General features: G+C 37.5%; 22 protein-coding genes and 3 pseudogenes. 20 read left to right on the forward strand and 5 right to left on the reverse strand.

The features are described 5' to 3' along the window. Positions 1–18: 18 nt before the first annotated feature. The 3 genes from ACNQFZ_RS13840 to ACNQFZ_RS13850 are packed head-to-tail and all read right to left on the reverse strand — an operon-like array spanning position 19 to position 3,894. On the reverse strand, positions 19–2,577 hold the full coding sequence (locus ACNQFZ_RS13840) for a YfhO family protein (RefSeq protein ID WP_458411925.1): 2,559 nt from the start codon (positions 2,575–2,577) through the stop codon (positions 19–21). Beyond that, on the reverse strand, positions 2,574–2,963 hold the full coding sequence (locus tag ACNQFZ_RS13845; protein ID WP_458411926.1) for a GtrA family protein: 390 nt from the start codon (positions 2,961–2,963) through the stop codon (positions 2,574–2,576). Before ACNQFZ_RS13845 ends, ACNQFZ_RS13840 begins: the two co-directional genes overlap by 4 nt. Continuing rightward, complete coding sequence (locus tag ACNQFZ_RS13850; protein WP_458411927.1) at positions 2,944–3,894, reverse strand: glycosyltransferase family 2 protein; 951 nt, start codon at positions 3,892–3,894, stop codon at positions 2,944–2,946. The genes ACNQFZ_RS13845 and ACNQFZ_RS13850 overlap by 20 nt, the downstream gene beginning before the upstream one ends. A gap of 381 nt (positions 3,895–4,275) precedes the next feature. Here ACNQFZ_RS13850 and ACNQFZ_RS13855 point away from each other — a divergent pair, with 381 nt between their 5' ends. From ACNQFZ_RS13855 to ACNQFZ_RS13865, 3 genes are all read left to right on the forward strand, one after another. Further along, complete coding sequence (locus ACNQFZ_RS13855; protein WP_458411928.1) at positions 4,276–4,878, forward strand: DedA family protein; 603 nt, start codon at positions 4,276–4,278, stop codon at positions 4,876–4,878. A 77-nt stretch (positions 4,879–4,955) separates the two neighbouring features. Then, complete coding sequence (locus ACNQFZ_RS13860) at positions 4,956–5,669, forward strand: response regulator transcription factor (RefSeq protein WP_458411929.1); 714 nt, start codon at positions 4,956–4,958, stop codon at positions 5,667–5,669. Next, positions 5,647–7,014, forward strand: coding sequence for an ATP-binding protein (locus ACNQFZ_RS13865; RefSeq protein ID WP_458411930.1), 1,368 nt, complete (start codon positions 5,647–5,649; stop codon positions 7,012–7,014). The genes ACNQFZ_RS13860 and ACNQFZ_RS13865 overlap by 23 nt, the downstream gene beginning before the upstream one ends. Positions 7,015–7,067: 53 nt before the next feature. Here the strand turns inward: ACNQFZ_RS13865 and ACNQFZ_RS13870 are convergent, their stop codons facing one another. Next, a complete protein-coding gene (locus tag ACNQFZ_RS13870; RefSeq protein ID WP_458411931.1) occupies positions 7,068–7,706 on the reverse strand; it encodes a DedA family protein in 639 nt (212 codons plus the stop codon). Positions 7,707–7,940: 234 nt separating this feature from the next. Between ACNQFZ_RS13870 and ACNQFZ_RS13875 the strand changes: the two genes are divergently transcribed. From ACNQFZ_RS13875 to ACNQFZ_RS13920, 10 genes and pseudogenes are all read left to right on the forward strand, one after another. Further along, the gene (locus ACNQFZ_RS13875; protein ID WP_458411932.1) at positions 7,941–9,323 is read left to right on the forward strand and encodes a sensor histidine kinase; all 1,383 of its coding nucleotides are present in this window, start codon (positions 7,941–7,943) and stop codon (positions 9,321–9,323) included. Beyond that, positions 9,320–9,985, forward strand: a complete 666-nt coding sequence (locus ACNQFZ_RS13880) for a response regulator transcription factor (RefSeq protein WP_458411933.1) — start codon at positions 9,320–9,322, stop codon at positions 9,983–9,985. Before ACNQFZ_RS13875 ends, ACNQFZ_RS13880 begins: the two co-directional genes overlap by 4 nt. A gap of 62 nt (positions 9,986–10,047) precedes the next feature. Further along, positions 10,048–10,278: an SHOCT domain-containing protein gene (locus tag ACNQFZ_RS13885; RefSeq protein ID WP_458411934.1), complete on the forward strand. Its 231-nt coding sequence runs from the start codon at positions 10,048–10,050 to the stop codon at positions 10,276–10,278. Positions 10,279–10,300: 22 nt separating this feature from the next. Next, positions 10,301–11,032, forward strand: a complete 732-nt coding sequence (locus ACNQFZ_RS13890; protein WP_458415392.1) for an urease accessory protein UreH domain-containing protein — start codon at positions 10,301–10,303, stop codon at positions 11,030–11,032. A gap of 258 nt (positions 11,033–11,290) precedes the next feature. Then, positions 11,291–11,422 (forward strand): annotated as a pseudogene (locus tag ACNQFZ_RS13895) (zinc-ribbon domain-containing protein); the annotation flags it as partial. A 1,827-nt stretch (positions 11,423–13,249) separates the two neighbouring features. Then, a pseudogene (locus ACNQFZ_RS13900) lies at positions 13,250–13,438 on the forward strand (c-type cytochrome); the annotation flags it as partial. Between the two features lie 81 nt (positions 13,439–13,519). Continuing rightward, a pseudogene (locus ACNQFZ_RS13905) lies at positions 13,520–13,723 on the forward strand (c-type cytochrome); the annotation flags it as partial. A 123-nt stretch (positions 13,724–13,846) separates the two neighbouring features. Then, positions 13,847–15,055, forward strand: coding sequence for an ABC transporter permease (locus tag ACNQFZ_RS13910; protein ID WP_458411935.1), 1,209 nt, complete (start codon positions 13,847–13,849; stop codon positions 15,053–15,055). Next, a complete protein-coding gene (locus ACNQFZ_RS13915; RefSeq protein WP_458411936.1) occupies positions 15,052–16,209 on the forward strand; it encodes an ABC transporter permease in 1,158 nt (385 codons plus the stop codon). The genes ACNQFZ_RS13910 and ACNQFZ_RS13915 overlap by 4 nt, the downstream gene beginning before the upstream one ends. Beyond that, complete coding sequence (locus ACNQFZ_RS13920; protein WP_458411937.1) at positions 16,202–16,948, forward strand: ABC transporter ATP-binding protein; 747 nt, start codon at positions 16,202–16,204, stop codon at positions 16,946–16,948. The genes ACNQFZ_RS13915 and ACNQFZ_RS13920 overlap by 8 nt, the downstream gene beginning before the upstream one ends. A gap of 171 nt (positions 16,949–17,119) precedes the next feature. On the opposite strand, the gene ACNQFZ_RS13925 is transcribed toward ACNQFZ_RS13920, so the two are convergent. Then, positions 17,120–17,323 (reverse strand): hypothetical protein, encoded by a 204-nt coding sequence (locus tag ACNQFZ_RS13925; protein WP_458411938.1) that lies wholly within the window; start codon positions 17,321–17,323, stop codon positions 17,120–17,122. A gap of 229 nt (positions 17,324–17,552) precedes the next feature. On the opposite strand from ACNQFZ_RS13925, the gene ACNQFZ_RS13930 reads away from it, so the two are divergent. From ACNQFZ_RS13930 to ACNQFZ_RS13960, 7 genes are all read left to right on the forward strand, one after another. Further along, positions 17,553–17,792 (forward strand): DUF2198 family protein, encoded by a 240-nt coding sequence (locus tag ACNQFZ_RS13930; protein WP_458411939.1) that lies wholly within the window; start codon positions 17,553–17,555, stop codon positions 17,790–17,792. Positions 17,793–17,983: 191 nt separating this feature from the next. After that, positions 17,984–19,966, forward strand: coding sequence for an excinuclease ABC subunit UvrB (gene uvrB, locus ACNQFZ_RS13935; RefSeq protein WP_458411940.1), 1,983 nt, complete (start codon positions 17,984–17,986; stop codon positions 19,964–19,966). A 35-nt stretch (positions 19,967–20,001) separates the two neighbouring features. Further along, positions 20,002–22,872 (forward strand): excinuclease ABC subunit UvrA, encoded by a 2,871-nt coding sequence (gene uvrA, locus ACNQFZ_RS13940; RefSeq protein WP_458411941.1) that lies wholly within the window; start codon positions 20,002–20,004, stop codon positions 22,870–22,872. Positions 22,873–22,994: 122 nt separating this feature from the next. Further along, positions 22,995–23,312 (forward strand): DUF4870 domain-containing protein, encoded by a 318-nt coding sequence (locus tag ACNQFZ_RS13945; protein WP_458411942.1) that lies wholly within the window; start codon positions 22,995–22,997, stop codon positions 23,310–23,312. A gap of 61 nt (positions 23,313–23,373) precedes the next feature. Next, complete coding sequence (locus ACNQFZ_RS13950; RefSeq protein ID WP_458411943.1) at positions 23,374–24,480, forward strand: DUF4097 family beta strand repeat-containing protein; 1,107 nt, start codon at positions 23,374–23,376, stop codon at positions 24,478–24,480. Between the two features lie 37 nt (positions 24,481–24,517). Next, on the forward strand, positions 24,518–24,724 hold the full coding sequence (locus ACNQFZ_RS13955) for a PspC domain-containing protein (protein ID WP_458411944.1): 207 nt from the start codon (positions 24,518–24,520) through the stop codon (positions 24,722–24,724). Continuing rightward, complete coding sequence (locus ACNQFZ_RS13960) at positions 24,721–25,083, forward strand: phage holin family protein (RefSeq protein ID WP_458411945.1); 363 nt, start codon at positions 24,721–24,723, stop codon at positions 25,081–25,083. Before ACNQFZ_RS13955 ends, ACNQFZ_RS13960 begins: the two co-directional genes overlap by 4 nt. Positions 25,084–25,165 lie beyond the last annotated feature (82 nt).

Raw genomic sequence — 25,165 nt, forward strand, 5'->3', positions numbered from 1 at the left:
TTGGGTACGCTTCACTAATTACTGTATATATTTGCCTTTTTTAATCCAAACAAATGAAATGAGCAAGGAAATACAACTGATCAACAACGTTTCAATAAAATAGGGTGGGTAAAAAGAAAGTTCAATATTGTTTTCCCCTTTTTCAATAGGAATCCCGATAAAAGCATAGTTTACTTCAATCACTTTTTGCTTTCTTCCATTTACTTTGCACTCCCACCCCTTTTCATAAGGCAGTGGAAGAATCATATAGGTATCGTTATTATTGTTTTGTAAATGAACGTGAACCTTGTTTTTTTCAATCTTTGCTGTCGCATCATTCGTTTTTTCTATAACTTTCTTTTTAAGTAAAGTATAGTCCTCTGAAAAAAGATGGAAATCCTTTAAGGTGTAGCTGCCCTTGGGCACTCGAATAGAGATTGTATCTTTTCTTGGAATTCGAACCGTTATTTGATTGATTTTTGTACGATAAATAGATTTTTGAGATTTTCTAGTCGTTTCGAATTCATTTACATACAATGGGAATAAAGGTGCATCTTTACTATTATTTTTCAAATAAAAAGACAGATAAAGGTCTTTTATATTGGTAGAAAGATTATTCAACTTTAAATCGACCCCACCCATATCCCCGCTCACTTGTAATTGACCATTTTTATAGGTTCCCATTACTGGTTGGATATTTGCCTTTGAGAATAAGTCTTCACTTCTGCTTGGCTCATCAGTAGGTCCTTCGGGATCCTTCATAATGACTCCATTTAACATGGCATGTTCTCTATCAATAACAGGAAATTGATGTAAAGTTTCCTCATTATATATAGTCTTTGTTGTTCGTACAAAAGGCAGTACATGTTCGTTGCGATAAACAACATAATGATTACTTTCCATATATCTTTTAAATCCATATGGGAGGTTTTTTTCGGTTCCTTTTTTATACATGATGTACTTTCCGCGCAATAGGCTGTATAAATTAGCGCGGTCACCGAAACTGTTGTAACGGCTAACACTTTCCCGTTTCATATCAATGTTTACATGATGATAATAAAAAAATAAAAGATTTTGATTTAATATACTGGAATAAACACTGACACCGTTAAAGTCTTCTACGATTGGAGTGTTATTTCGATCCTCTACCATCCAATCTATTCGGGACATTTCAGCTTTATCGTGGCTCTTAATAGCTTCAATAAGTTTACGTTGTTCCGCTGATGCATAGGTATCACCCGTCATATATTCATAGGTAGAAGCTTTGACGTTCCCTTTACTAAATATTTCATACTGACCAATCGTAAGCGTTGCTATATTAACTGCAAGTATAGAACTAGTTAAAATCATAGTATTTTTCTTATTTTTGATTACTAAAAAATAAAGTAATAATAATAAAATTGAAAGAATAATTTCCTCAAATTTAATCTCCTTCATTTTACTATCGATCATATAAAAAATAATGAAAGTGAAGAAGGTATAGATTGACGATTTGCCTACATCCTTTTTTGTTATCTTTGAAAGATTCATTAACCCTACACTAATGGCCCCACCTACAGCAAACGATGCAATATATTCAAATCGAAATTGAGGGGCTGAAAACCCATTAAATACACTAGCCATTCTGGGACTATAATGAAAAAAAGTAAAAAGGATCGTTAGGATTGCAAATAATCTAAACAATGGTATTTGATAATATTTTTTAACGAATAAAAACATCACGACAATTAATGGAAGTAATAAGGTGTTGCTACCAAGAAGAACATTGTCATGAAAGGAAAACAGGTGAATCGTATCTTCATACGTTGGGCGATAATTATGGAGAAACCCATAGACTGCGGGAATAAATGAAACAGCACTGATTCCTGCACCAAGCATGACACTAAAAACTAGTTGCTTTATACGGGTCTTTTCATGATCTGTTAATGGAATGATCCACCGTAATATAATATAGATCCCCATAAATATGAAATGGATATAAGCAAAATAGAAATTGTCAAACATCGAAATGGCAACAGCTGCAAGTAAGGTAATTGGTTTTTGTTCCCTTATTATTTTTTCAATTCCTAAAACAAATAATGGCAACCAAAGAAATGCATCAGCAAAAAACTCCCAATACGTAGCATGGCGGAAATAGATGATACTTCCTCCGTAAAAGAAGGCACCAATAAAAGCATATCCCATTTTAATTTTCATATATCGAAACACATAGGTTGTTAGTATCAAGATGATAGTCAGCCGTACAATACTTATATACACGGAGGCCTGCGCCCAAAAAAGGACATCAGGTGTAGGGATAAAGGAAAGCTTATCCAAAATAAAAACAATCCCAAAAACAAAAAAATAGAATATGTTATCAGCATAATAGTAGGCGAGTTGATATGTACCGCCCCCTAACCCATATTGAAAGCTATAAAAGAAGTTCCCACTTGAGAATTGATCATATAACATTTTTCGAAATGGGACCATTTGTGACAGTCCATCATTTGGCCCCACCATATAGGTTCCATGTAACGTTTGATAAATAAAAAAGGCATGTGCAACTATGGATAACACTAGGCTTCCGCAAATTAGAAGGAAGTGTTTATTTCTAATCATGAAACCACCTTTTCACGCTTTAGAATTTTACTCGTTAATAAAAATGTAATCGGTACTGTAAAAAATACGGATATAATGGGTGCGATATATTGATTAACTCCAAACCATTGAACCAATACATACATTAATATAGAAGACGCTGAAAAATTTACAATTTGTGTTAACGGAAACTGAAGAAATTTCTTTAATGTTGGCTTTACATGATACGTAAAATAAACGTTTAAAAAGAATGATATTACCATACTAATAAGAAAAGCAGCCCAGTGGGATATCATATAAGAAATAGTTAGAAAATGAAAAGAAACCAAATAAATAAGGTAGTAATTGACTGTATTGATTCCACCAACCAACACAAATCGAATAAATTCATTGTGTTCCTTTTTCATGGTCATTTTCCTTTCTTATGTTGGTATCTTGTATTAAATAAATTGGCCGCCGTTTTGTTTCAAAATAAATTCTCCCAATATACTCTCCGATGATTCCTAAGCTCACTAATTGAACCCCACCTAAAAGTAACACAGAGGAAATGGTTGTAAAATAACCAGGAACCTTGATTCCATTAAACATGATTTCAATTATCATAAGTAAAATGTAGATAATCACAAGAAAAAGAATGATAAAACCAGTATATAGGCAAAGGCGTAATGGTTTGTGGTTGAAAGAGACGAGACCTTCAATACCATAGTCAATCAATTTCCTATAGGACCATTTTGATTCTCCGATTGCCCGAGTTGTATTATCATAGGTAATCACCTTCTGTTTGTAGCCAATCCAAGAAAAAATACCTTTAGAGAAACGGTTGCGCTCACCTAGATTTAATACCGTATCAACTGCTCTCCTACTAAGTAAACGAAAATCCCCTTGTCCGTCCTTTAAATCAACATCGACCAACTGCTTCATAATCGAATAATAGAGCTGGGAAAGTTTACTCCTTAGAAACGAATCTCCTGTTCGGTTTCTTTGGGCTATCACTTGGTCAAATCCTTCTTCGTACCCCCTGATTAATTGATGAACAAGACTTGTTGGATGTTGTAGATCAGCATCCATAATGATGACAGCCTCGCCTTTTACATGCTCCAACCCAGCATATAATGCTGATTCTTTCCCAAAATTTCTTGAGAATGAAAGATATTGAACTTCTGAATGTGTGGAGGCTAATGCTTTTATTTGTTCTAATGTATCATCCGTACTGCCATCGTCAACAAAAATGACTTCATAGCTATATTTACTATTTGCGAACTCCCTTGAAAGTTCTGTATATATTAATGGAATATTTTTTGATTCATTGAAAGAAGGAATTAATATTGAAATTGTCATATATATGGCTCCTTTTCAAAAATGGCATTGCAATCAATATAGAGTATTTAAATCATACGAAACTAGCCTTTACGTTCACTTAATAAAACATTAATTTTTCATTAAAGTGCAAAACCCCGTTTAAAGAATAACGGAATAAGAAATAGAAAAGGCTAATTAAAAATGGAGAATTCGTAAGCCTTAGGAGTTAGCATGAATCTTTTTTTTAGATTAATTCATAATTAAGAATTAATGAATATAGAAAATGCATTCATTTATCGTGCTACATTGTATTTAGTTAGAACCAAATGGAGGCATTTATATGTCATATTTAATAAGTTTATTTGAATTATTTGAATTACACAGTTATCTGATCCTAATTAAACTAGGTGGGAAATCATTATGCAGCAGATAAACTTCTTAATTGAGCATTTTGGATATTTAGGAATCATTGTAGTGTTAATTGGCGGTATTGTAGGTCTTCCGATACCTGATGAGATTCTATTGACATATGTAGGCTACAATGTCTTTCAAGGTAATTTAAATTTCATACTTTCTTTGTTGAGTGCGTTTTCAGGTGCCATCGGTGGAATTTCTCTTAGTTACTATATTGGCTATAGGTTCGGATTACCATTGTTGAAGAAATTTGGGCCTAAATTTCACATTACTGAATCCAAAATCGATTTGACAAAGAACTTATTTCAGAAAGTCGGACCTACTGTTCTATTCATTGGCTACTTTATACCTGGAGTACGGCATCTAGCAGCTTATATTGCAGCAATCAATAACTATCCTTTTAGAAAGTTCATTGTTTATGCATATAGTGGGGCATTCATTTGGGCTTTTACTTTTATCACCTTGGGAAGAATACTAGGGGAAAATTGGGGACAAGTAGAAACGTATGTAACCAAATACAGTTTTTATTTAATTTTTTTCATTTTACTTTTATTTATTTTTTATTATTTGTGGAAGAAAAAAACTAAAAAAATAAGACTTGGAAACTGAAACCTTCCATTAAAATAATGAAATTTACCCCTTTGGAGTGTTACATTGAAGGTAAAGGATGTTAGGGGGAATAGAACGTGAAAACCCATATTTTGGTCTTGGAGGATGAAATACAAATTGCCCGTGTTTTAAAGATGGAGCTTGAATATGAGGGTTACCAGGTAACGGTTGAATATGATGGGAAAGCCGGGCTGGAAACGGCCTTACATAGTGAAATCGATTTAATTCTGTTGGATGTGATGCTTCCGAAATTAAATGGAATTGAGGTGCTAAGGAGACTAAGAAAGGAAAAAGAGAACCTTCCTGTTATTCTTCTAACGGCACGGAATACCACATTTGATAAGGTAGCGGGTCTTGATCAAGGTGCCAATGATTACGTAACAAAGCCATTTGAAATCGAGGAATTGTTAGCAAGAATTCGTTCTTGTCTGCGCCATTATTCGAAAAGTGGTCTGAAGGAGGATGACTCCATTCTTTCCGTAAAAGATTTAGAAATCAATACGGATACAAGAGAGGTAACAAGGGCAGGCACTTCCATTGTGTTAACTCCAAAGGAATATGACTTGCTCGTGTATTTAATTGTAAACAAAAATAAAGTAGTGACCAGGGAAAACATCCTTCTGAATGTTTGGGGTTATGATTATGAGGGGGAAACGAACGTGATTGATGTGTTCATCCGCCATTTGCGAAAAAAAATAGAAGACGGTTTTTCCAGTCCACTTATTACTACAATTAGAGGTATCGGCTATTCCATAAAGGAGAACACAGATGAGGATTACGTTAAAAATTAATCTATTAACAACGGCTTGGATGCTCCTAATCTTAATTTTGATTAATGTCGTTGTGTTCATTTTATTCATGAATACGACACTTAAGATGGAAGAGGATATGGGCTTTCAAAAAGCTGGGGATATTGTAAAAAATATTCGTGCCAATGACACACCTAGCCGAATCCAAAGTGAATTAAAGAATAATTTAACTGAAAATTCCTATATTCGAATCTTGGAGCCAAAGGGACGGATCCTTTATGAAGTAACGAATGAAAATGCACTTGCCAATAAAATCAAAGGGAAATTTGTAAATACACCAGAATTTGAGAGACGGGGTATTGCGGTAGAGGGGAAGGAAAAGCAGGTCTTAATTGTTCGCGTTCCCATGAGGGATGGAGGCTTTCATAACGCAAGTCTAGAAATTGCTGAAGAGCTGGAAGGGCTGGAAACAAGGAAAGATATCCTTTTATGGATTCTAGGAGTCAGTACCGTGTTAGCCGTTATCTTATCATTGCTTAGCGGCAAATGGTTGTCAAATATCATTATGAGGCCGATTTCAAACATGATTAACACAATGGAAGATATTGAACGAAGCGGTGTTCCGAAAAAAATAATGCTTCAGAATGATACAAAGGATGAACTTCAAACATTGGCAAATACGTTCAACCGGATGATTGACAGGCTGGAGGAAAACTTCAAAAAGCAGTCCCAGTTTGTTTCAGATGCATCCCATGAATTGAAGACACCGTTAACCGTTATCAAAAGTTATGCTAGCTTGCTAAAGCGACATGGACTAGAAGATAAGGAACTGGCTGAGGAAGCGATCCAAGCGATTTACTCCGAAGCAACCAGAATTCAAAAAATGACGGAAACTTTCCTAGATGTAGCCTCAATAGAAAAAGAAATAGAGCTGGAAATGGGTGTGGTCAATCTCGTATCGTTTTGCCAAACCATCTTGAAGCAGATGAAACAAGTATATAAGAGAGAAATTAGTTTGCATTATGAACAATCACCCATTCTTATTATGGCTGATGAATTAAAACTCAAACAGGTCATCATCATTTTGCTAGATAATGCGATTAAATATAGTAATGATAAAATTGAGGTATTCCTAGATAAAGTTGAGGGAAACGCCATTGTCCGTGTAAAGGATTACGGTATTGGCATTCCACAGGAGGAAATTGAAAATATTTTTGAGCGCTTTTACCGGGTGGATAAAGCAAGGAGCCGGGAAACTGGTGGTTCTGGGTTAGGGCTTTATATTGCGAAAAGTATTATGAAACTGCATAAAGGTGAAATCAAAATAAAAAGCAAAGAGGGAGAAGGAACGGAGATACAATTGATTTTATCTGCCAACTTAGAGTGATAAAGTAAAAGGGACGTCCCAGTACGTTAGTCTGGACATCCCTTTTTTTGTGCTTAAGCCTTTTTTGCTGCCATTTTATTTTTAATAAAAGTATATATAATTGGCAGTACTGAAATTACAACGATTCCAATAACCACGATGCTAAAGTTATCTTTAACGATTGGGATATTACCAAAGAAATAGCCCGCAAACAAGGCGATGGTAACCCAAAGAATTCCTCCAATTGCGTTGAAAGAAATAAATGTCCGGTATGGCATTGTCCCCACTCCGGCTACAAAAGGCGCAAACGTCCGAATAATGGGTACGAACCTTGCCAGAATGATGGTTGTAGAACCGTGTTTTTCAAAGAATGCGGTGGTTTGATCCAAGTATTCTCTTTTAATAAAACGAATGTTCTCACGAGCCGTAACCTTTTCTCTTAAAAAATGCCCGATAGAGTAATTCACAGTATCTCCGACTATGGCAGCGATACAAAAAATTAAGTAAATAGGGAAAAATTTGATGGAGCCGGCTGCCGCTAAAGCCCCAGTCGCAAATATAAGGGAGTCCCCCGGTAAAAACGGCAAAACAACAAGACCTGTTTCACAAAAAACGATAATAAACAGGATGAGATAAATATAAAGCCCGTATTCATTCATATAAAGACTTAAGTGCTTATCAAGATGCAAAAAAATATCAATTAAACTACTCACCAAAAATCCTCCAACATAAATTTTATTTTATAATTTCAAGTCTAGACTTCTAGTCTAAACTTATTGTTAATTAAATATTAACATTAGATTAATTTTTTATAGCATAAAATTTGATGGAAATCTACAGATTTATTGATATAAGGTCACCGTGACGCATTTTTTATCAATCTCTCGAAAGTTTCTGCAAAGTTTTATCCTATAATATAATTGTAGTTTTTTGTGAGGGAGAAATTTATGAACAAACTATCGATACGCCTAGGGCTGCTGTTTTTTATATTTATATTGTTAATTGAAACGATGCTATTTTTCTTTTTGTACCAAGGGATTGTTAGTGAAAGAATTCAAAGTGAAACAGCCAATTTGCTGGCGAGGGGAACGACGCATCGGAATGTGTTGGAAAAAAACTTCAAAGAATCGACCATTATGCATGTAGCATTAATGGAAACGGAAGCAGCCACCGATGTGGTGATTACCGATGCCAACCTCCATGTCATTCAATCTTCCAATAAGATTACTAGTGGTATGAAAGCGTTAATGAATAAAAGCAAAACCATGCATTATACCCACCATGGTGAGCTGTTGGAGGGCAGATGGAAAACGGAAAAGTATTTGGCAACTGAAAGTCCCATTGTTTTGAATGGGAAGGTAGAAGGATTTGTGTTCATGTTCCTCGATACTTTATCGATTCGCAACATGATCCATCAATTAACAAATCAATTTTTACTAATTGGTGTGATTTCGATATTCATCACTTTGATTACCATTTTTATCTTATCAAAGTTTATAGTGACGCCATTAATTGAGATGAAAAAGGTTACAGAGCAAATGAGTCAAGGGATTCATGAAAATAAATTAAATACCGGCCGTGATGATGAGCTTGGTGATTTAGCTAGATCAATTCAATTTTTATCAAATAATCTTGAACGTTTAAAAAATGATCGAAATGAATTTTTATCAAGTATATCTCATGATCTTAAAACACCATTAACCTATTTAAAGGGCTATGCAGATATTGCCACAAGGCCGAATTTGACCAATGAACAAAGGGATGAGTACCTATCGATTATTAAGGAAGAAGCAGGAAATGTGGTTGCATTAATAAACAATCTATTTGAGCTGGCAAAAATGGATGAAAATCAATTCACCATTCATAAGCAACCAGTCATGATGAAAGATTTTTTAGAAAAAATCCAACAGAAATTTCGGCCTGCTTTTTATGAAGTAAATATAAATTTGCAAATCAAATGTGCACCAAACGTTGGTGTGGAAATCGACGAGCAACGGTTTAGACAAGTTATTATAAACTTGCTAGACAATGCCCTCAAGCATTCACCAGTAAATTCAACCGTATCAGTTGAAGTAGACCAAAATAAAACTAGTACTACCATTACTATTTCTGACGAGGGAGAAGGGATTCCTGAAGAAGAGCTTCCGTATATATGGGATCGACTCTATCGAGTGGAAAAATCCCGGTCGCGTTCAACCGGAGGAAGTGGGCTTGGACTTGCTATTGTGAAAAAAATTGTTGAGAGCCATGGCGGCGAAATTTCAGTGGAAAGTGCAATAAATAAAGGAACGACATTTACAATTGAATTAAAGGACGGTGGAGCAAATTGAAGAGTATATTAATAGTTGATGACGAGGTTCGGATGCTGCAATTAGTAAAACTGTATTTGGAGCCGCATGGCTTTGAATGTATTACAAAGACAAATGGACATGAAGCCATTAATTACCTCGTGGATCATGAGGTTGATTTAGTTTTGCTTGATATCATGATGCCGGAAATTGATGGTTGGGCAACTGCCAAGCTAATTCGAGGTTTTTCAAAAGTCCCCATTATTATGTTGACAGCAAGGGATCAAAGCTCCGATATGGTAAAAGGTCTAGGAATTGGTGCAGATGATTATATAACGAAGCCGTTTGAGGAAGAGATACTTCTGGCACGCATTCATGCATTGCTTAGAAGAGTAAGTCCACCGAGTAAAATCGAAGAAAATGGCCTGATTTGGGATGAGGGGAATCATGAACTGTTATTTAATGGTGAAGTTATTAATCTTACCCCTAAGGAGTTTGAGATGATTGGCCTCTTATTGCAAAACAAGAAAACCGTATTCAGCCGGGAAAAATTAATTGAAAAGATATGGGGACTTGAGTCTAATACGGAGGGGAGAACGGTTGATTCTCACATTCGAAATATTAGAGATAAATGTAGAAAAGCAGGATTTCCAATCGAAGAACATTTAAAAACAGTTTGGGGATTAGGATATAAATGGGGGTAACAACTCCAAAGAATCTGCACAATTTCCTGATACATTATTAATAAGAAAGGATATGATCCGGAATGATGAGCTGGATTGATCAGTGCTTAGGATTCCAAGGGGGCGGTATGATGATGATGGGAATGCTTCTTTTTTGGGGTATATTGATTTTTCTTGGGGTTTATTTTCTAAAAACATTTTTGAACGGTAAAAATCCGAAAAGCGAAGCACATACAGATATTTTAAAAGAGCGGTTGGCAAGGGGAGAAATTACCGAAGAGGAATATGATCGGCTAAAACAAAAACTTTCTTGATGGTAAGGGTGTGAATACAAGCGTGTATGAGATTTTTAGTGGCATTAGTAATTTTCTAAGCCAACCATTTATGAGATTAGCATACGGATTTGAAGGCACCCCAATGATAGCCGCGTTTTTCTTAGGGTTAGTTGGCGCGGTTGCTCCCTGTCAATTTACCGGAAACCTCGGGGCCATTACGTTATATGGAAGCCGTTCATTACAGGAAAAGGTACCATGGCTTCATGTTATTTGGTTTACCATAGGGAAAATCATGGTCTTTACAAGTTTGGGCTTATTGGTATGGCTCTTGGGGCGTGAGTTTCAAAATCAATTGCCAGCATTCTTTCCATGGATCCGTAAACTTGTAGGGCCTTTCCTTATTTTTATCGGCCTTTTTATGATTGGTATTTTTAAAATGAATTGGTTTATTACTCTTGGGAAAATCCCAGAAAAGCTAAAGGAAGGCAAATTAGGTGCTTTCTTTCTTGGTGTTGGATTTTCGCTGGGGTTTTGTCCAACGATGTTTATTTTGTTTTTTGTAACGTTAATGCCGATTGTTTTATCAACATCCTATGGGGTAGTTTTACCAAGCATTTTTGCAATAGGAACCTCTGTACCATTGATTATTGCTATTTTCTTAATTTGGTATTTCGATATAAACGGGAAGCAAATGAAAAAGAAGGGCCGAAAAGTTGGCGCAATCGTTCAGAAGGTATCGGGTTGGATGATGATTGTTCTTGGTGTTTTTGATACGATGACGTATTGGTTTTAGTTTGTCTATTCAAAAAAGGTAACAAGGGGCAGTATGATTGATTTTCCTTGTTACCTTTTTTGCTTTTTTTAAGAAAGTAAATTTTGTATGGTAAATAATACCTATAAAATGAACAATCTAAAATGTCTACAAAGTTTGATGTTTTTTCGAGATTCGCCAATATTCGACAAAAAACACTATAAATGTATTGTAAAATATTTTATACATAGGTCAATTATACTATCGAAAATCCATCGTTTCTGTGGAAAGGAGAGCGTTATGAAGTGCAAAAACTGTGGTGTTGAAAATGAGACTGGCAATAAATTTTGTCGGAATTGCGGTAATAATCTACAAGAAGTAATCCTGTGTCAAAATTGCGGAGCGGGATTAGACCAAATTTCAAAATTTTGTACGTCATGTGGTCACTCAGTTCAAGATGTTAGGCTTGAACAGCCTGCTAAGGAAGCCTCTGCGACTGCTGAGACTGAGGTAAAGGGAAGTATCAAGAAAAGAATACCCCCAAAATGGATCATATCCGCCATTGTAATTGTCATTGTTATACTGGGTACAACTACATATGCATTTAACCTTTTAAAGTCTCCAAAATCACTTTATTTATTATCAGAGTATAACACGTTTAAACAGTTAAAGTCAGATTGGGCTGAAGTTTATGGAGAGCAATATGAATTCCAGAAAATGCTTTTAGAGAAACCATCAAGTAATCAATTAAAAATAACAGGTAATATTGAACTGCCTGAAGATGCAATGAATTCAGAGACAGCCATTGTTCAAGAAGTATTGTCAAAAGTTGCAATCATGATTAATAGTGAACAAGATATAAAAAATAATGTGAATAAAGTAAACATGGGTTTACAAATGGACGGAGCAAATACGCTTGACTTTAATATCTATCAATCTCCTAATTTGATAGGTGTTAGTGTTCCTGTTTTATACGATAAAGCTTTTTATTTAAATACGAATCAGTTTGGACAATTTATGCGGAACCTAGATTCATCCTATGAAGGCCCAGAAAAGCTTGAATTAAATAAGTTGGATTGGAATAAGTTGCGACTGACAGAAGAAGAATTAAAAGCTTTATCTAAACGGTATGGGAAGTTTCTAGTCGAGAATTTAGATGAAAAGAATTTTTCAATTAAGAAAGGGGTTTCCTACGATTATAATGGTGAGACATTGAAATTGCGGGAGATTACCCTTACGTTAACGCCGAAGGAAACCGAGGTATTCATAAAGGCCTTGCTTGATCAATTGATTCAAGATGAAGAGCTTCATTCGATGATTGCGGACCGGCTTGCGTTGGTCGGGGAAAGCTATCAATTTGCTCAACACGATGAAGGTTTGACCGATTCTGAGCAGATGAAAGCTGATGTAAGGGACTCTCTTAAGGATATGAAGGCAGGATTGGATGAAATCTCCTTCCCAGAGGGATTTAAGTCCGTTATTTTAATTGACAAAAAGGAACAAATTGTTGACAGCACCAATGAATTTACGATTGGTAATGATAATGAAAATGTTGCTTTTAACGTTTCAGGTAAAAACATACCTTATGAAACGAGCAATCACTTCCGGGAATGGAAAGTTGAAGTTATACCGGAATCAGATCAAAAATCAAAGCTTACCCTTTCTGCTTCGAATGATATTCAGAATGAAAATAAGCAGCGTGTGGAAGACATGAACGTGAAATTCTACCTTAAGGACTCTAGTGATGTTCTTGCAGACATAGCATTGAACCTTCGTTCTGATTTTCAAGAATATCAAAATGGTAAATTAGATGTTACACGTGATTTTGATCTTAAGCTTAACGGTTCTGATTATTATGGCCCAATTCATGCTGTTAGTGGAACGTTAACAGAAAAAAGTGAAACGAACCTAAAGAAGCTTACATCTAATCAAAAGTTAAATTTTGCTATTACTTTTGACGATGACAACGAGAGTGGAAAGTTAAAATTAGGTTTTGATTCAAAATCAGCAATAAAAGAAGATTTAAAGATTACACCGTTAAACACAAAGGATGGAGTTAATGTTGCCGAAATTAAAGAGAGTGACATTTATGACATTCAGGAGGAAATAGGCAACCGTTTTATTAATTTATTAGATGAACTTGGTTTAAATGAAGAGATGTCTTACCAAAATGATTCTTCTCTTTTTGATGAAAGTTACAGTAAAACGGGTGATTATGACAATAATAACTACACCTCTTATTATGATCAATCTGGATCCGAATTGTTTGCGCAAAGTTGTGCTTCTTGTCATGGGCAAAACTTAGAAGGCGGAGTTGGTCCTGATTTACAAACAGTAGGCTCAAGACTGAGCCCTGGGGAAGTATCTGATATTATTGCTTATGGTAGAAACGCCATGCCAGCAGGTTTACTCCAAGAGGATGATGCTAGAAAGGTCGCTGAGTGGTTGACTGAAAATTATAATGCTCAGCAATATGGATATGAAGAAGATAATTACACTACAGCGGATGCTAATATTGATGGGGATTCATCCTTTGCCAATAGCTGTGCTGCCTGTCATGGTCAAAATTTAGAAGGTGGAGTTGGTCCAAGTCTTGATACAGTAGGTTCAAGACTAAGTACTGATGAAGTATATTCTGTTATTGTCAATGGTCGGGGCGCGATGCCGGCAGGCTTAGTAGATGAGCAAACAGCTCGTGCAATTGCCGATTGGTTAACAACGGACTATGATTAATAAATAAATTTCAGATGAAGAGGCTGACTCGTAACAAAGGGGTCTGACTCCATTTATTTGGAGCGGATCTCTTTTGAACCAGCCTTATTTTTATACAAATTAGCGATAGTGGAGCATATGCTTATGCGAAATATTTGGGTTTTATTTTCATTTCAAACAAAATTATTAATAATAAACTGGAGAACTTTACTGCTTTTCTTAGTCATTCCGATAATGCTGTTTGCCAGCCTGATTTTAATATTGGAACAATTGCTAGAAAAAGAGGGAGTAGTGGCCCCTTTTAAGATGGCAATTGTAGACCAAGACAACACGGTAGAAACTGCTTTGGTCATTAAACAACTAGAGGACCATGAACAACTGGAAAAGTTAGTAGAATTGCTTCAAACGGACGAGAAAACTGCTCATGAATTAATCCAAGCGAATAAGGTAGCGGGCATTTTGAAAATTCCAAAAGGCTTTAGCAAGGATGTACGTAATGGTAAAAACACACCCGTATCCGTCATTGGAAATAAAAACCAGCCTTTACAAGCTGCCTTAATTCGTTACCTCGTTGAAAGTGCGGCAAATTTAACATCGGCTGCACAGAGCGGAATTAATACAATATACGAATTTATAAGCTCTGAAGAGATATCAAAAAAGGAACTCAGGGCTGAATATAAAAAAAGCATCGTCTCATTTTCCTTACATATTATCGGTCGAAACTCAATTTATCAACAAAAGCATGATCATCATTTATACCTTTCCAATCTAAAGCAATATTATTGTATATCTTTTTACATACTAACTCTTTTTATATGGGGCTTTGGTAGTGTTTTTTTATTAAAAAGAGAGGTTTTGACAACAGTTTCGTATAGATTGCTGTCACGGGGTGTCCTGCCTGTTCAAAAAAATATGGCTGACCTACTTGCGTTACTAGTCGTATTAAATAGTGCGGCCATTGTAGTAGGTGTAGCGATGGACATTTTATTAAAGCTAGATATTCCTTTTCTATTAATGGCGTTGACAAGTATTTTGATTATGACAACATTTACATCTTTATTTATGATGTTTTATACGTTTATAGGCAGTTTGAAGATTTATTTATTTTTTTGCATTCCTATACTTTTTATTAGTTCCATTATTAGTGGACATTTCTTTCCGACGTCTTTCCTGCCAAAATGGCTTGAAACCATTAGTGGATACAGTGTCGATACAATGGCCTTACAACATTTGTTTTCGTTAGTGGGTGAAAAAGAATCTATTCTGCCCTTATCCTTGTTCTTCATTATGATTGTACAGTTTTTGCTTACTATATTTTTTTCAACGCTTCGCGAACAGAGGTGGGAAGCATGAGGTTACGGATATGTCAGAATAAACTCATTCAACTTTGTAAAAAACCACTATTTCTTTTTGTGTTCCTCGTTGTTCCTGGAATCCTGGCCTCTTTATTGGGAGGATTTCTACAGGAAACTGAGGAGCGAGGAGCGATTCCAGTTGCCATCGTTGATTTAGATCAAACAGACTATTCTAAGCTTATTGTTGATAGGATGAAAAAGCAGGACAGAATTGAAATGATAGAATTAAGCAGGTCGGAGGCCATGCGTTTGCTTGAAAGAGGAGAGGTAGATTGTGTATTTATCATCAAGGACTCCTTTTCCGAACAATTGTTGAAAGAAAAAAGAGAAAATGTGGTAGAGCTTTGGACATCTCCTTTAACAATGGCAGCAGCTGTTGTCCAAGAAATGATGGCAGGTGAGGTTACAAGAATTACTAGTAATATAAAGGCAGCAAATTGGGTTGTTGATTATTTGACAATGAAAAGAAGCCTTACAGCTAATCAAGCGCACGAGTTGTGGAAATCATCCTATGCCTATTCAGATCATCAATGGATTCCCAAACCTTTGATGACTATTGATTATAAAAATATGGGTTCCGTCGTGATGAATAAGGAAGAAACTAGTTCTACATTTAATATTTATCTAGGATTTTGGATGGCTTTTACGATGTTAGCAAACTTCGTTTTAACAGAGCCTTTATTAAAGGAACGGAAAACTATTTTTATAAGGATGAGAACAACTTATTTAAGTATACGAGCCTATTTACTTCAAACGGGTTTAGCCTATTTTCTACTGTTAGTGGTGCAGGCAGTAGTAAGCTTATTTTTACTAAGACATTCCTTTTCCCTTCATCAACCTTCGCTTTTTATAGAGTTGCTAGTGTTTTTGTTTTTTTGTTTATCACTCAGTATTGGCTTGGCCTCTCATGTAAGAAGTGTAGGCGCTTATTATAGCACAGGTTTGTTGCTGACATTTGTTGTGAATATAATCGGTGGAAGTTTCTTTCCATTGGGGAATTTTTCTTTGAGATTTGCTTCGATAGGGGAGATTTTCCCACAGCATTGGCTCATGAATCATACATTTACTAGTTGGCATATCGTGCTTGTTATTGTTCTTTCTTGTGTGATTTGGATTGTATCAATTTGGAAGTTGGAGAGATTTTATGATTAATATGAATGGTATATCTAAAACCTTTGGTAAGAAGAAGGTGCTTAAGGATGTTACATTGCAAATTAGGCATGGGGAAGTATTCGGATTGTTAGGCCCAAACGGTGCTGGAAAATCCACCTTACTATCTATTTTAGCAACGATTCACAATCCTTCATCCGGTTCTGTCACGATAAATGGACTGTTGTTGGAAAAAGATAAAAAGAAAATTCGAAAATTAATAGGTTACGTGCCACAAGATGTTGCCTTGTTAGCTGAGTTAACAGTAAAGGACAATCTATTATTTTGGAGTAAGTTTTCTAATGTATCGATTTCAAAAGAATATTTATTTGAACTATGTTCGGTCATGCAGTTGACTGATAAATGGAATGAAAAAGTATCGCATTTATCGGGAGGTATGAAGAGAAAGCTTAATATTATCACTGCGCTGATCCATAATCCCTCCATACTGCTTATGGATGAACCAACAGTAGGGATCGATATTGAGTCTAAAATGGAGATAAACAACTTCATTGGGAAATTGGCGGAACAAGGAAAAACCATTGTATATATTACCCACGACATGAGTGAGATTATTCATACTTGTAACCGTTTTGCGGTGATGAAAGAAGGCGCTGTGCATTTTATTGGTACTCTTACAGAAGCCAAAGACTTACTAATCAAGCAAGGTTTGATGATAAATGATGCCGAAGAAATCGTTTATTTTCTGTTAAAGAAAGACGCTTTCAATACTATAGGGTGAAAAAGTAGGAACTTGATAACACATCGATGAAATAAAGCTATGCACCAGTAAATTAGCTATATTTTTACTTAAACTACCTATCAAAAAAGGCAGGTCATAATGACCTACCATAATTTTATCTCTATCTAGTTCACAACCAACGCGCCCCATGCGTTGGTTCTAGTGGAAAACCTACCATAAAGCAACTGCTTCTAATTCTCTTGTCCAGTCACTAAAGTTTTGCTTCTCACACCACTTGACTGCTTCATCCAAGGAATTGCTTTCATATACCTTAAAGAAACCGTCATAAACTGGGTGATACACTAAATAAGTCTTTCTGTTTGGAATGTAGCTCTCTTTACCATTTTCCTCAATAATAAATCCATTGACTTCCATAGAAAACTCCCCTTTTCCCCAAAAGTTTTGTAAACGCTTTCTACAATTATATTTTAAAACATTTTTATACAAAATTCGAGGTGTAAAAATTGACAAAAGAATGAATTTTAAAAATTTGTATAGAATATTACTTTTAGAAGTCGTCTTTGTGAAACAAGTAAATTGTTAATTATAAATCAGTATGGTAAATTTTAAAGGTAGATGAATGCGGAAGGGGACCCTTTACTAAATGACAAAAGTTATCCTAGCTGTTTTGGCGCCCTTTTTAATGGTCATATTTTTAACAAGAGTGACTTTTAATCATTATATAAGTACTCTTTTAACAATCGGAATTATTTTTGCTATTTTTAAAGGGTATGGAGAGCCAACAATCGTGACCGTCACATGGATTATTTCCGTTGTTGTCGGCTTTATCGTGGCCAGCAAAATGGGAAAAGGCCTAAAGAAATCTAATAGAAAAAAATATTAAGAGAAAAGCATGGGGATTTGACCGCCATGCTTTTTGTATTTTAGTACCAAAATAAATCGAATACCCGTTCGTTAAAATTGGCGATTTGTATCATAGGTGTGATACAATACATACAGAATTTATCAGTTGAACGGAGCTTTTGTCTTGCAAAAAAATAGACTACATTAAACGGTTGAACGGAGGTATGTACCGTGCAGAATAATCAATTTGATCTCAAGTCGAAATATAATCCAGGTGGAGATCAGCCGCAAGCGATTGCAAAGCTGGTAGAAGGAATTAACCAGGGGAAAAAGTATCAAACCTTACTTGGGGCTACTGGGACTGGTAAAACATTTACAGTTTCCAATGTTATTAAAGAGGTCAACAAGCCAACTTTAATATTAGCCCATAACAAAACGTTGGCAGGGCAGCTTTATAGTGAGTTTAAGGAATTTTTCCCGAATAATGCGGTGGAGTACTTTGTAAGTTATTACGATTACTTCCAGCCGGAGGCTTATGTTCCGCATACGGATACCTATATTGAGAAGGATGCGAGCATCAACGATGAGATTGATAAGCTCCGCCACTCAGCAACATCGTCGCTGTTTGAACGAAATGATGTAATTATCGTGGCCAGCGTTTCCTGTATTTACGGTTTAGGTTCTCCGGAGGAGTATCGCGATTTAGTTGTTTCGCTCAGAGTTGGGATGGAAAAAGAACGCGATCAATTGCTGCGCAACCTCGTCGATGTGCAATATTCAAGAAATGATATAAACTTCCAGCGTGGAACGTTTCGCGTACGTGGAGATGTTGTTGAAATCTTTCCGGCATCTCGTGACGAGCATTGTATTCGTGTGGAGTTTTTTGGCGACGAAATTGACCGCATTCGTGAAGTTGATGCCCTAACTGGAGAAATTTTAGGCGATCGCGAGCATGTTGCTATTTTTCCGGCTTCCCACTTCGTTACACGTGAAGAAAAAATGAAAATAGCGATTGAAAATATCGAAGCTGAATTAGAAGAACGACTAAAGGAGCTTCATGAAAATAATAAGCTGCTGGAAGCGCAACGGCTGGAGCAGCGGACTCGTTATGACCTCGAAATGATGAGGGAGATGGGTTTCTGTTCAGGCATTGAAAACTATTCGCGCCACTTAACGTTGCGCCCGCCAGGCTCAACGCCATATACATTGTTTGATTATTTTCCAAAGGATTTCCTACTTATCGTAGACGAATCCCATGTGACGCTGCCACAGGTGCGCGGCATGTACAACGGCGACAAGGCGCGTAAGCAAGTGTTGGTGGACCACGGCTTCCGCCTCCCATCCGCTCTTGATAACCGGCCGTTAATGTTTGAGGAATTTGAAAAAACAGTCCCACAGGCAATTTTTGTATCCGCCACACCTGGTCCGTATGAGCTAGAGCACGCACCGCAAGTGATTGAACAAATCATCCGTCCAACCGGACTGCTTGATCCGAAAATTGATGTGCGTCCAATTGAAGGGCAGATTGATGATCTAATTGGTGAAATTAATGCGAGGGTTGAGAAAAATGAGCGTGTCCTCGTCACAACGTTAACGAAAAAAATGTCTGAGGATTTAACCGATTATTTAAAAGAAATCGGCATGAAGGTATCCTACTTGCATTCTGAAGTAAAAACATTGGAACGGATTGAAATCATTCGTGATCTCCGCCTTGGAAAATATGATGTTTTAATCGGCATTAACTTGCTCCGGGAGGGCCTTGATATTCCGGAAGTTTCGCTCGTCGCAATTTTAGACGCGGACAAAGAAGGCTTCCTGCGCTCAGAACGGTCATTGATTCAGACCATCGGACGGGCAGCGCGGAATGCCAACGGCCATGTCATTATGTATGCCGACAATATTACAAAATCAATGAGAATTGCGTTGGATGAAACGAAGCGGCGCCGTGCGATTCAAGAAGAATATAATCAGAAGCATGGCATTACACCGAAGACGATTCAAAAAGAAGTTCATGATATCATCCGTGCTACAACTGCCGCAGAAGAGCAGGAAACATATGATGCAAAGAAGCCAAAAGCAAAGCTGCCTAAGCAAGAGCGTGAAAAGTTAATCGTTAAGGTTGAAAAAGAGATGAAGGAAGCCGCCAAAGCACTGGATTTCGAACGTGCGGCCGAGCTTCGTGATTTATTATTGGAATTAAAAGCTGAGAGGTAACTGGTTTCATATAGAGGAATCGAAAGGAGAACAAAATGGCAGTTGAAAATATAGTCATAAAAGGCGCCCGTTCAAATAATTTAAAAAATATCGATGTCACCATTCCGCGCGATAAGCTTGTTGTGTTAACAGGATTATCTGGGTCCGGGAAATCGTCGCTTGCCTTTGATACGATTTACGCGGAAGGACAACGGCGCTATGTAGAATCATTATCTGCCTATGCCCGGCAATTCTTAGGGCAAATGGACAAGCCGGATGTTGATTCCATTGAAGGATTATCACCGGCGATTTCCATTGATCAAAAAACAACAAGCAATAACCCGCGTTCAACGGTTGGGACAGTAACGGAAATTTACGACTATTTGCGCTTGCTTTATGCCCGCGTCGGCCATCCTGTCTGCCCAACTCACGGGATTGAAATTTCATCCCAGACGATTCAGCAAATGGTGGACCGGCTTTTGGAATATCCAGAACGGACAAAGCTGCAAATTCTCGCACCGCTCATTAGGGGAAAAAAAGGGGAGCATGTTAAAGTTTTCGAGGATATAAAAAAACAAGGCTATGTCCGTATCCGTATTGACGGCGAAATGATGGAAATTGGCGATGAGATTAAGCTTGAGAAAAATAAAAAGCATTCGATTGAAGTCGTCATCGACCGCGTCGTTGTAAAGGAGGGCATTAATTCACGCTTGGCCGATTCGCTTGAAACGGCGTTAAAGCTTGGTGAAGGCTATGTCATCGTTGATGTGATGGATGTAGAGGAGCTTTTGTTTAGTGAGCACTATGCCTGTCCTGAATGTGGATTTTCCATCGGCGAACTTGAACCGAGAATGTTTTCCTTCAATAATCCGTTTGGGGCCTGCCCAAGCTGTGATGGCTTAGGAGTTAAACAAGAGGTTGATTTAGATTTAGTTATTCCACACTGGGATAAAACCTTAAACGAAAATGCAATTGCACCTTGGGAGCCTACAAGCTCACAATATTATCCGCAGCTTTTACAAAGCGTTTGTGAGCATTATGGTATTGATATGGATGTACCAGTCAAAGATATCCCGAAGCATCTTTTAGATAAAATACTTTATGGAAGCGACGGGGAAAAGATCTTTTTCCGTTACGAATCCGATTTTGGCCAGACCCGTGAAGGCTATATTGAATTTGAAGGTGTCATCGGCAATGTTGCCCGTCGTTTTCATGAGACGTCATCGGATTATATCCGTGAGCAGATGGAACAATATATGGCTCAAAAGCCTTGCCCAACTTGTAAAGGTAACCGTCTTAAAAAAGAAAGTCTTGCCGTGCTGATTGACGGCAAGCATATCGGAGAAATTACAAAGCTATCGGTTGGAGAAGCAAACCAATTTTTCTCTAAAATTCAATTAACCGAAAAAGAGATGAATATTGCGAGACTTATCTTTAGAGAAATCAAGGAACGGCTTGGCTTTTTAGTCAATGTTGGTCTGGACTATCTGACACTATCTCGTTCAGCCGGAACATTATCGGGTGGGGAAGCGCAGCGTATTCGCTTGGCTACACAAATTGGCTCAAAGCTTACAGGTGTGCTTTATATTTTAGATGAGCCATCCATTGGCTTGCATCAGCGCGACAATGACAAGCTTATTCAGACCTTACAGGATATGCGCGATATCGGCAACACGCTGATCGTTGTTGAACATGATGAGGACACCATGATGGCTGCTGATTACCTCATCGATATTGGTCCCGGTGCGGGCGCTCATGGCGGACGTGTCACCTCTAAAGGGACGCCTGAAGAAGTCATGAACGATCCGAACTCCCTAACAGGTCAATATTTGTCTGGGAAAAAATTCATTCCGCTGCCGCTTGAGCGACGAAATGGAAATGATCGGTATTTAGAAATTATTAAGGCGAAGGAAAACAATTTAAAAAATGTTTCGGTCAAAATTCCGCTTGGAACCTTTGTTTGTGTAACGGGCGTTTCTGGCTCAGGAAAAAGTACGCTTGTCAATGAAGTTCTATACAAAGCCGTTGCACATAAGCTGTATAAGTCAAAAAGCAAGCCAGGTGCCCATAAGGAAATCAAAGGCATCGAGGAATTGGATAAGGTTATTGATATCGACCAATCGCCAATCGGCCGGACACCACGGTCCAACCCGGCTACCTATACCGGTGTTTTTGATGATATCCGTGATGTGTTTGCGCAGACAAATGAAGCAAAAATTCGCGGCTATCAAAAAGGACGCTTTAGCTTCAACGTCAAAGGCGGTCGTTGTGAAGCCTGCCGTGGCGACGGAATTATAAAGATTGAAATGCATTTTTTACCGGATGTCTATGTGCCATGTGAAGTTTGCCATGGCAAACGCTATAACCGTGAAACGCTGGAGGTTAAATACAAGGATAAAAATATCTCGGACATTTTGGAAATGACGGTTGATGATGCCTTGGAGTTTTTTGCGAATCTCCCAAAAATCAAGCGAAAGCTGCAAACGATTGCTGATGTCGGCCTTGGTTATATAAAACTGGGACAATCGGCGACAACGTTATCAGGTGGGGAAGCGCAGCGTGTGAAGCTGGCATCAGAACTGCATCGCCGTTCAACAGGCCGGTCCTTGTATATTTTAGATGAGCCAACAACAGGCTTGCATGCCGATGATATCGCAAGGCTACTCAAGGTATTACAGCGCCTGGTGGACAATGGCGATACAGTCCTTGTCATTGAACATAATTTAGATGTTATCAAAACAGCGGACTTCCTTATTGATTTGGGTCCTGAAGGCGGGGACGGAGGCGGTCAAATCATTGCAACCGGTACACCGGAAAAAATTTGCGAAGTGGAAGCATCCTATACAGGCAAGTACTTAAAACCAATCATCGAACGCGACCGCGCAAGAATGGAAGAGCGCCTGCAAAAACTCGAATCAAAATCATAAATTTAAAAAAACATCAGCAAGGCTTTATGGCCCAGCTGGTGTTTTTTTGTAACAAGTTTTTATCTTCACAATGAAACGAAATGAAATTCCATTCGTATATATGGGTAGAGTGAAAAAAGGAGATGAATTTCGTGGATACGAATCGTTTGATATCTTCTCTGTGTTATTTCAGCATATTCTTTGCTGGTTTTATTTTGCCAATCGCCGTTTATTTTATCGTTGATGACCCTGAAGTAAAAGAGCATGCGAAAAAGGCTCTTCTATCACATTTCATCCCATTTCTTTCAATTTTGCTTTTTGGCATTCCATTGGTTTTTTCTGGCGGGGAGCCGACATTACTAGCTGCGGGCGGCTTTATGATGATCTTGCTTATTGGTGCCATTAATTTAGGTATTTTAATTTGGAACATTGTTAAGGGTGTCAAGGTTTTGATAGATTAGCCTGTTATTTGTAGGTTGTTTGAGGCTTTGAAAAATATTGTGATTAAGGGAGGAACAAACAATGAATGAGGAACGCAAGCAAATTTTACAAATGGTCGAGTCGGGAAAAATTACTGTGGAAGAAGCGCTCGTGTTACTAGAGGCTTTGGATCAGCCGAAGCAAGCGGGCGGGCAGGAAGATGAGCCGGTATCCAGCACCCAGCCTTCCACATTTGTAAACTATGATTCTACCCAATCAAGCGGGGAACAGAAAAATTATAAACGGCCGTCGTTTATCGATAAATTTACAGATTTTATCGATAGTGCCTTGCAAAAAATTAAGGATGTGGACTTGGACTTTAATTTTGGTCCCTATCAGGAAGTCCATCATATTTTTCAGCATCGCGATGTGTATTTGGCCAATATTAATCTAGATATATCAAATGGGAATATTAAAATAATCAAATGGAATGAACAGGATGTACGGATTGAATGTAATGCCAAGATTTACAATACCCATTCCCTTGAAGAAGCAAAAACGTATTTTTTAAAAAATGTCCGCTTCTCCATAGATGGCGACAGGATGAGATTTTCAGTCGAGCCGAAGCAAATCAAAATGAATATGGTGCTTTATATTCCGAAATCCATATACAACGAAATTCAAATTCGCACATTTAATGGACATGTTCAGGGGGGAGACCTCGACGTTCATAAATTAAAAGTAAATACAGCAAATGGAAATATTGATTTTGCTACTGTAAATGGACAGGATTTTGAATTTGAAACAGCAAACGGGCATATAAAAATAGTGGACAGTATTTCAAAAGAAGTAGAGGCGGAGACCATTAATGGCATGATTAATGTTTACGGTGCTTTTGAAAAAGTTGATTTGCAGAGCTTCAGCAGCAATATTACTTGCAAATTAACCGATGCAAACAGCAAAATGGCCTTAATCACGACAAAGACAGGCAGCATCGATTTATTTTTACCAACCGAACTTGAGGTCAAAGGTAAAATTAAATCCAATATCGGCGGTTTCAAATGTGAATTAACAGATTTGGAGATTTTAGAAGAGAAAAAAGATGTAATTCAAAAGGAATTAACCTTCATTGCCAATAGAGGGAAAACTGGAACCCTCTATATTGAAGCCAGCTCCAACGCGGGCTCAATCACGGTGGGAAATTTATAAACATGAACAATCAACAAAATAGAAAGGATGTAGAGTGATGGGGAAAAAATTATACAGGTCGCGGTCAAACAAAAAGTTGGCCGGCATACTTGGCGGCCTGGGCCAATATCTTGGAATCGATGCGACCATATTGCGGGTTATCTTTGTACTCTGTTTAATTGGGACCGGCGGGTTTCCGCTAGCGTTTATTTATTTTATCTTACTATTTGTTATTCCATATGATGATGGCGTGATTGATGGATGAAATGGCTCGCCCATATTCTTGTCAATAGCCTAGTCCTTATTGTGGTGGCGGGGTATTTTAAATCATTCTACATTGATACTGTTTTCTCTGCAATTATTGCCAGTTTCATTATTTCGATATTAAATGTGGTCGTGAAGCCGTTTTTAGTATTAGCAACGCTGCCGGTTACCGTCTTTACATTCGGGCTCTTCCTATTTGTCATTAATGCCGCGACGCTGATGGTGACGGACCTTATCATGGGCCCGGCATTTGAGATTTCTAGTTTTGGCGCAGCGATTATGGCAGCTGTTTTTATCTCAATCTTGAATGTACTGATCCAGAAAATTATCATCGAGCCGCTGAGCAACAAGAAAGATTAGTAACGTTCCTGCTTATTGAGCAGGGACGTTTTCTTTTTTTATTTTTAAAATTCGTGGGTGTTCCTTCACTACCGCCTTAACA

It is taken from the genome of Schinkia acidoalkalinis (assembly GCF_054301215.1).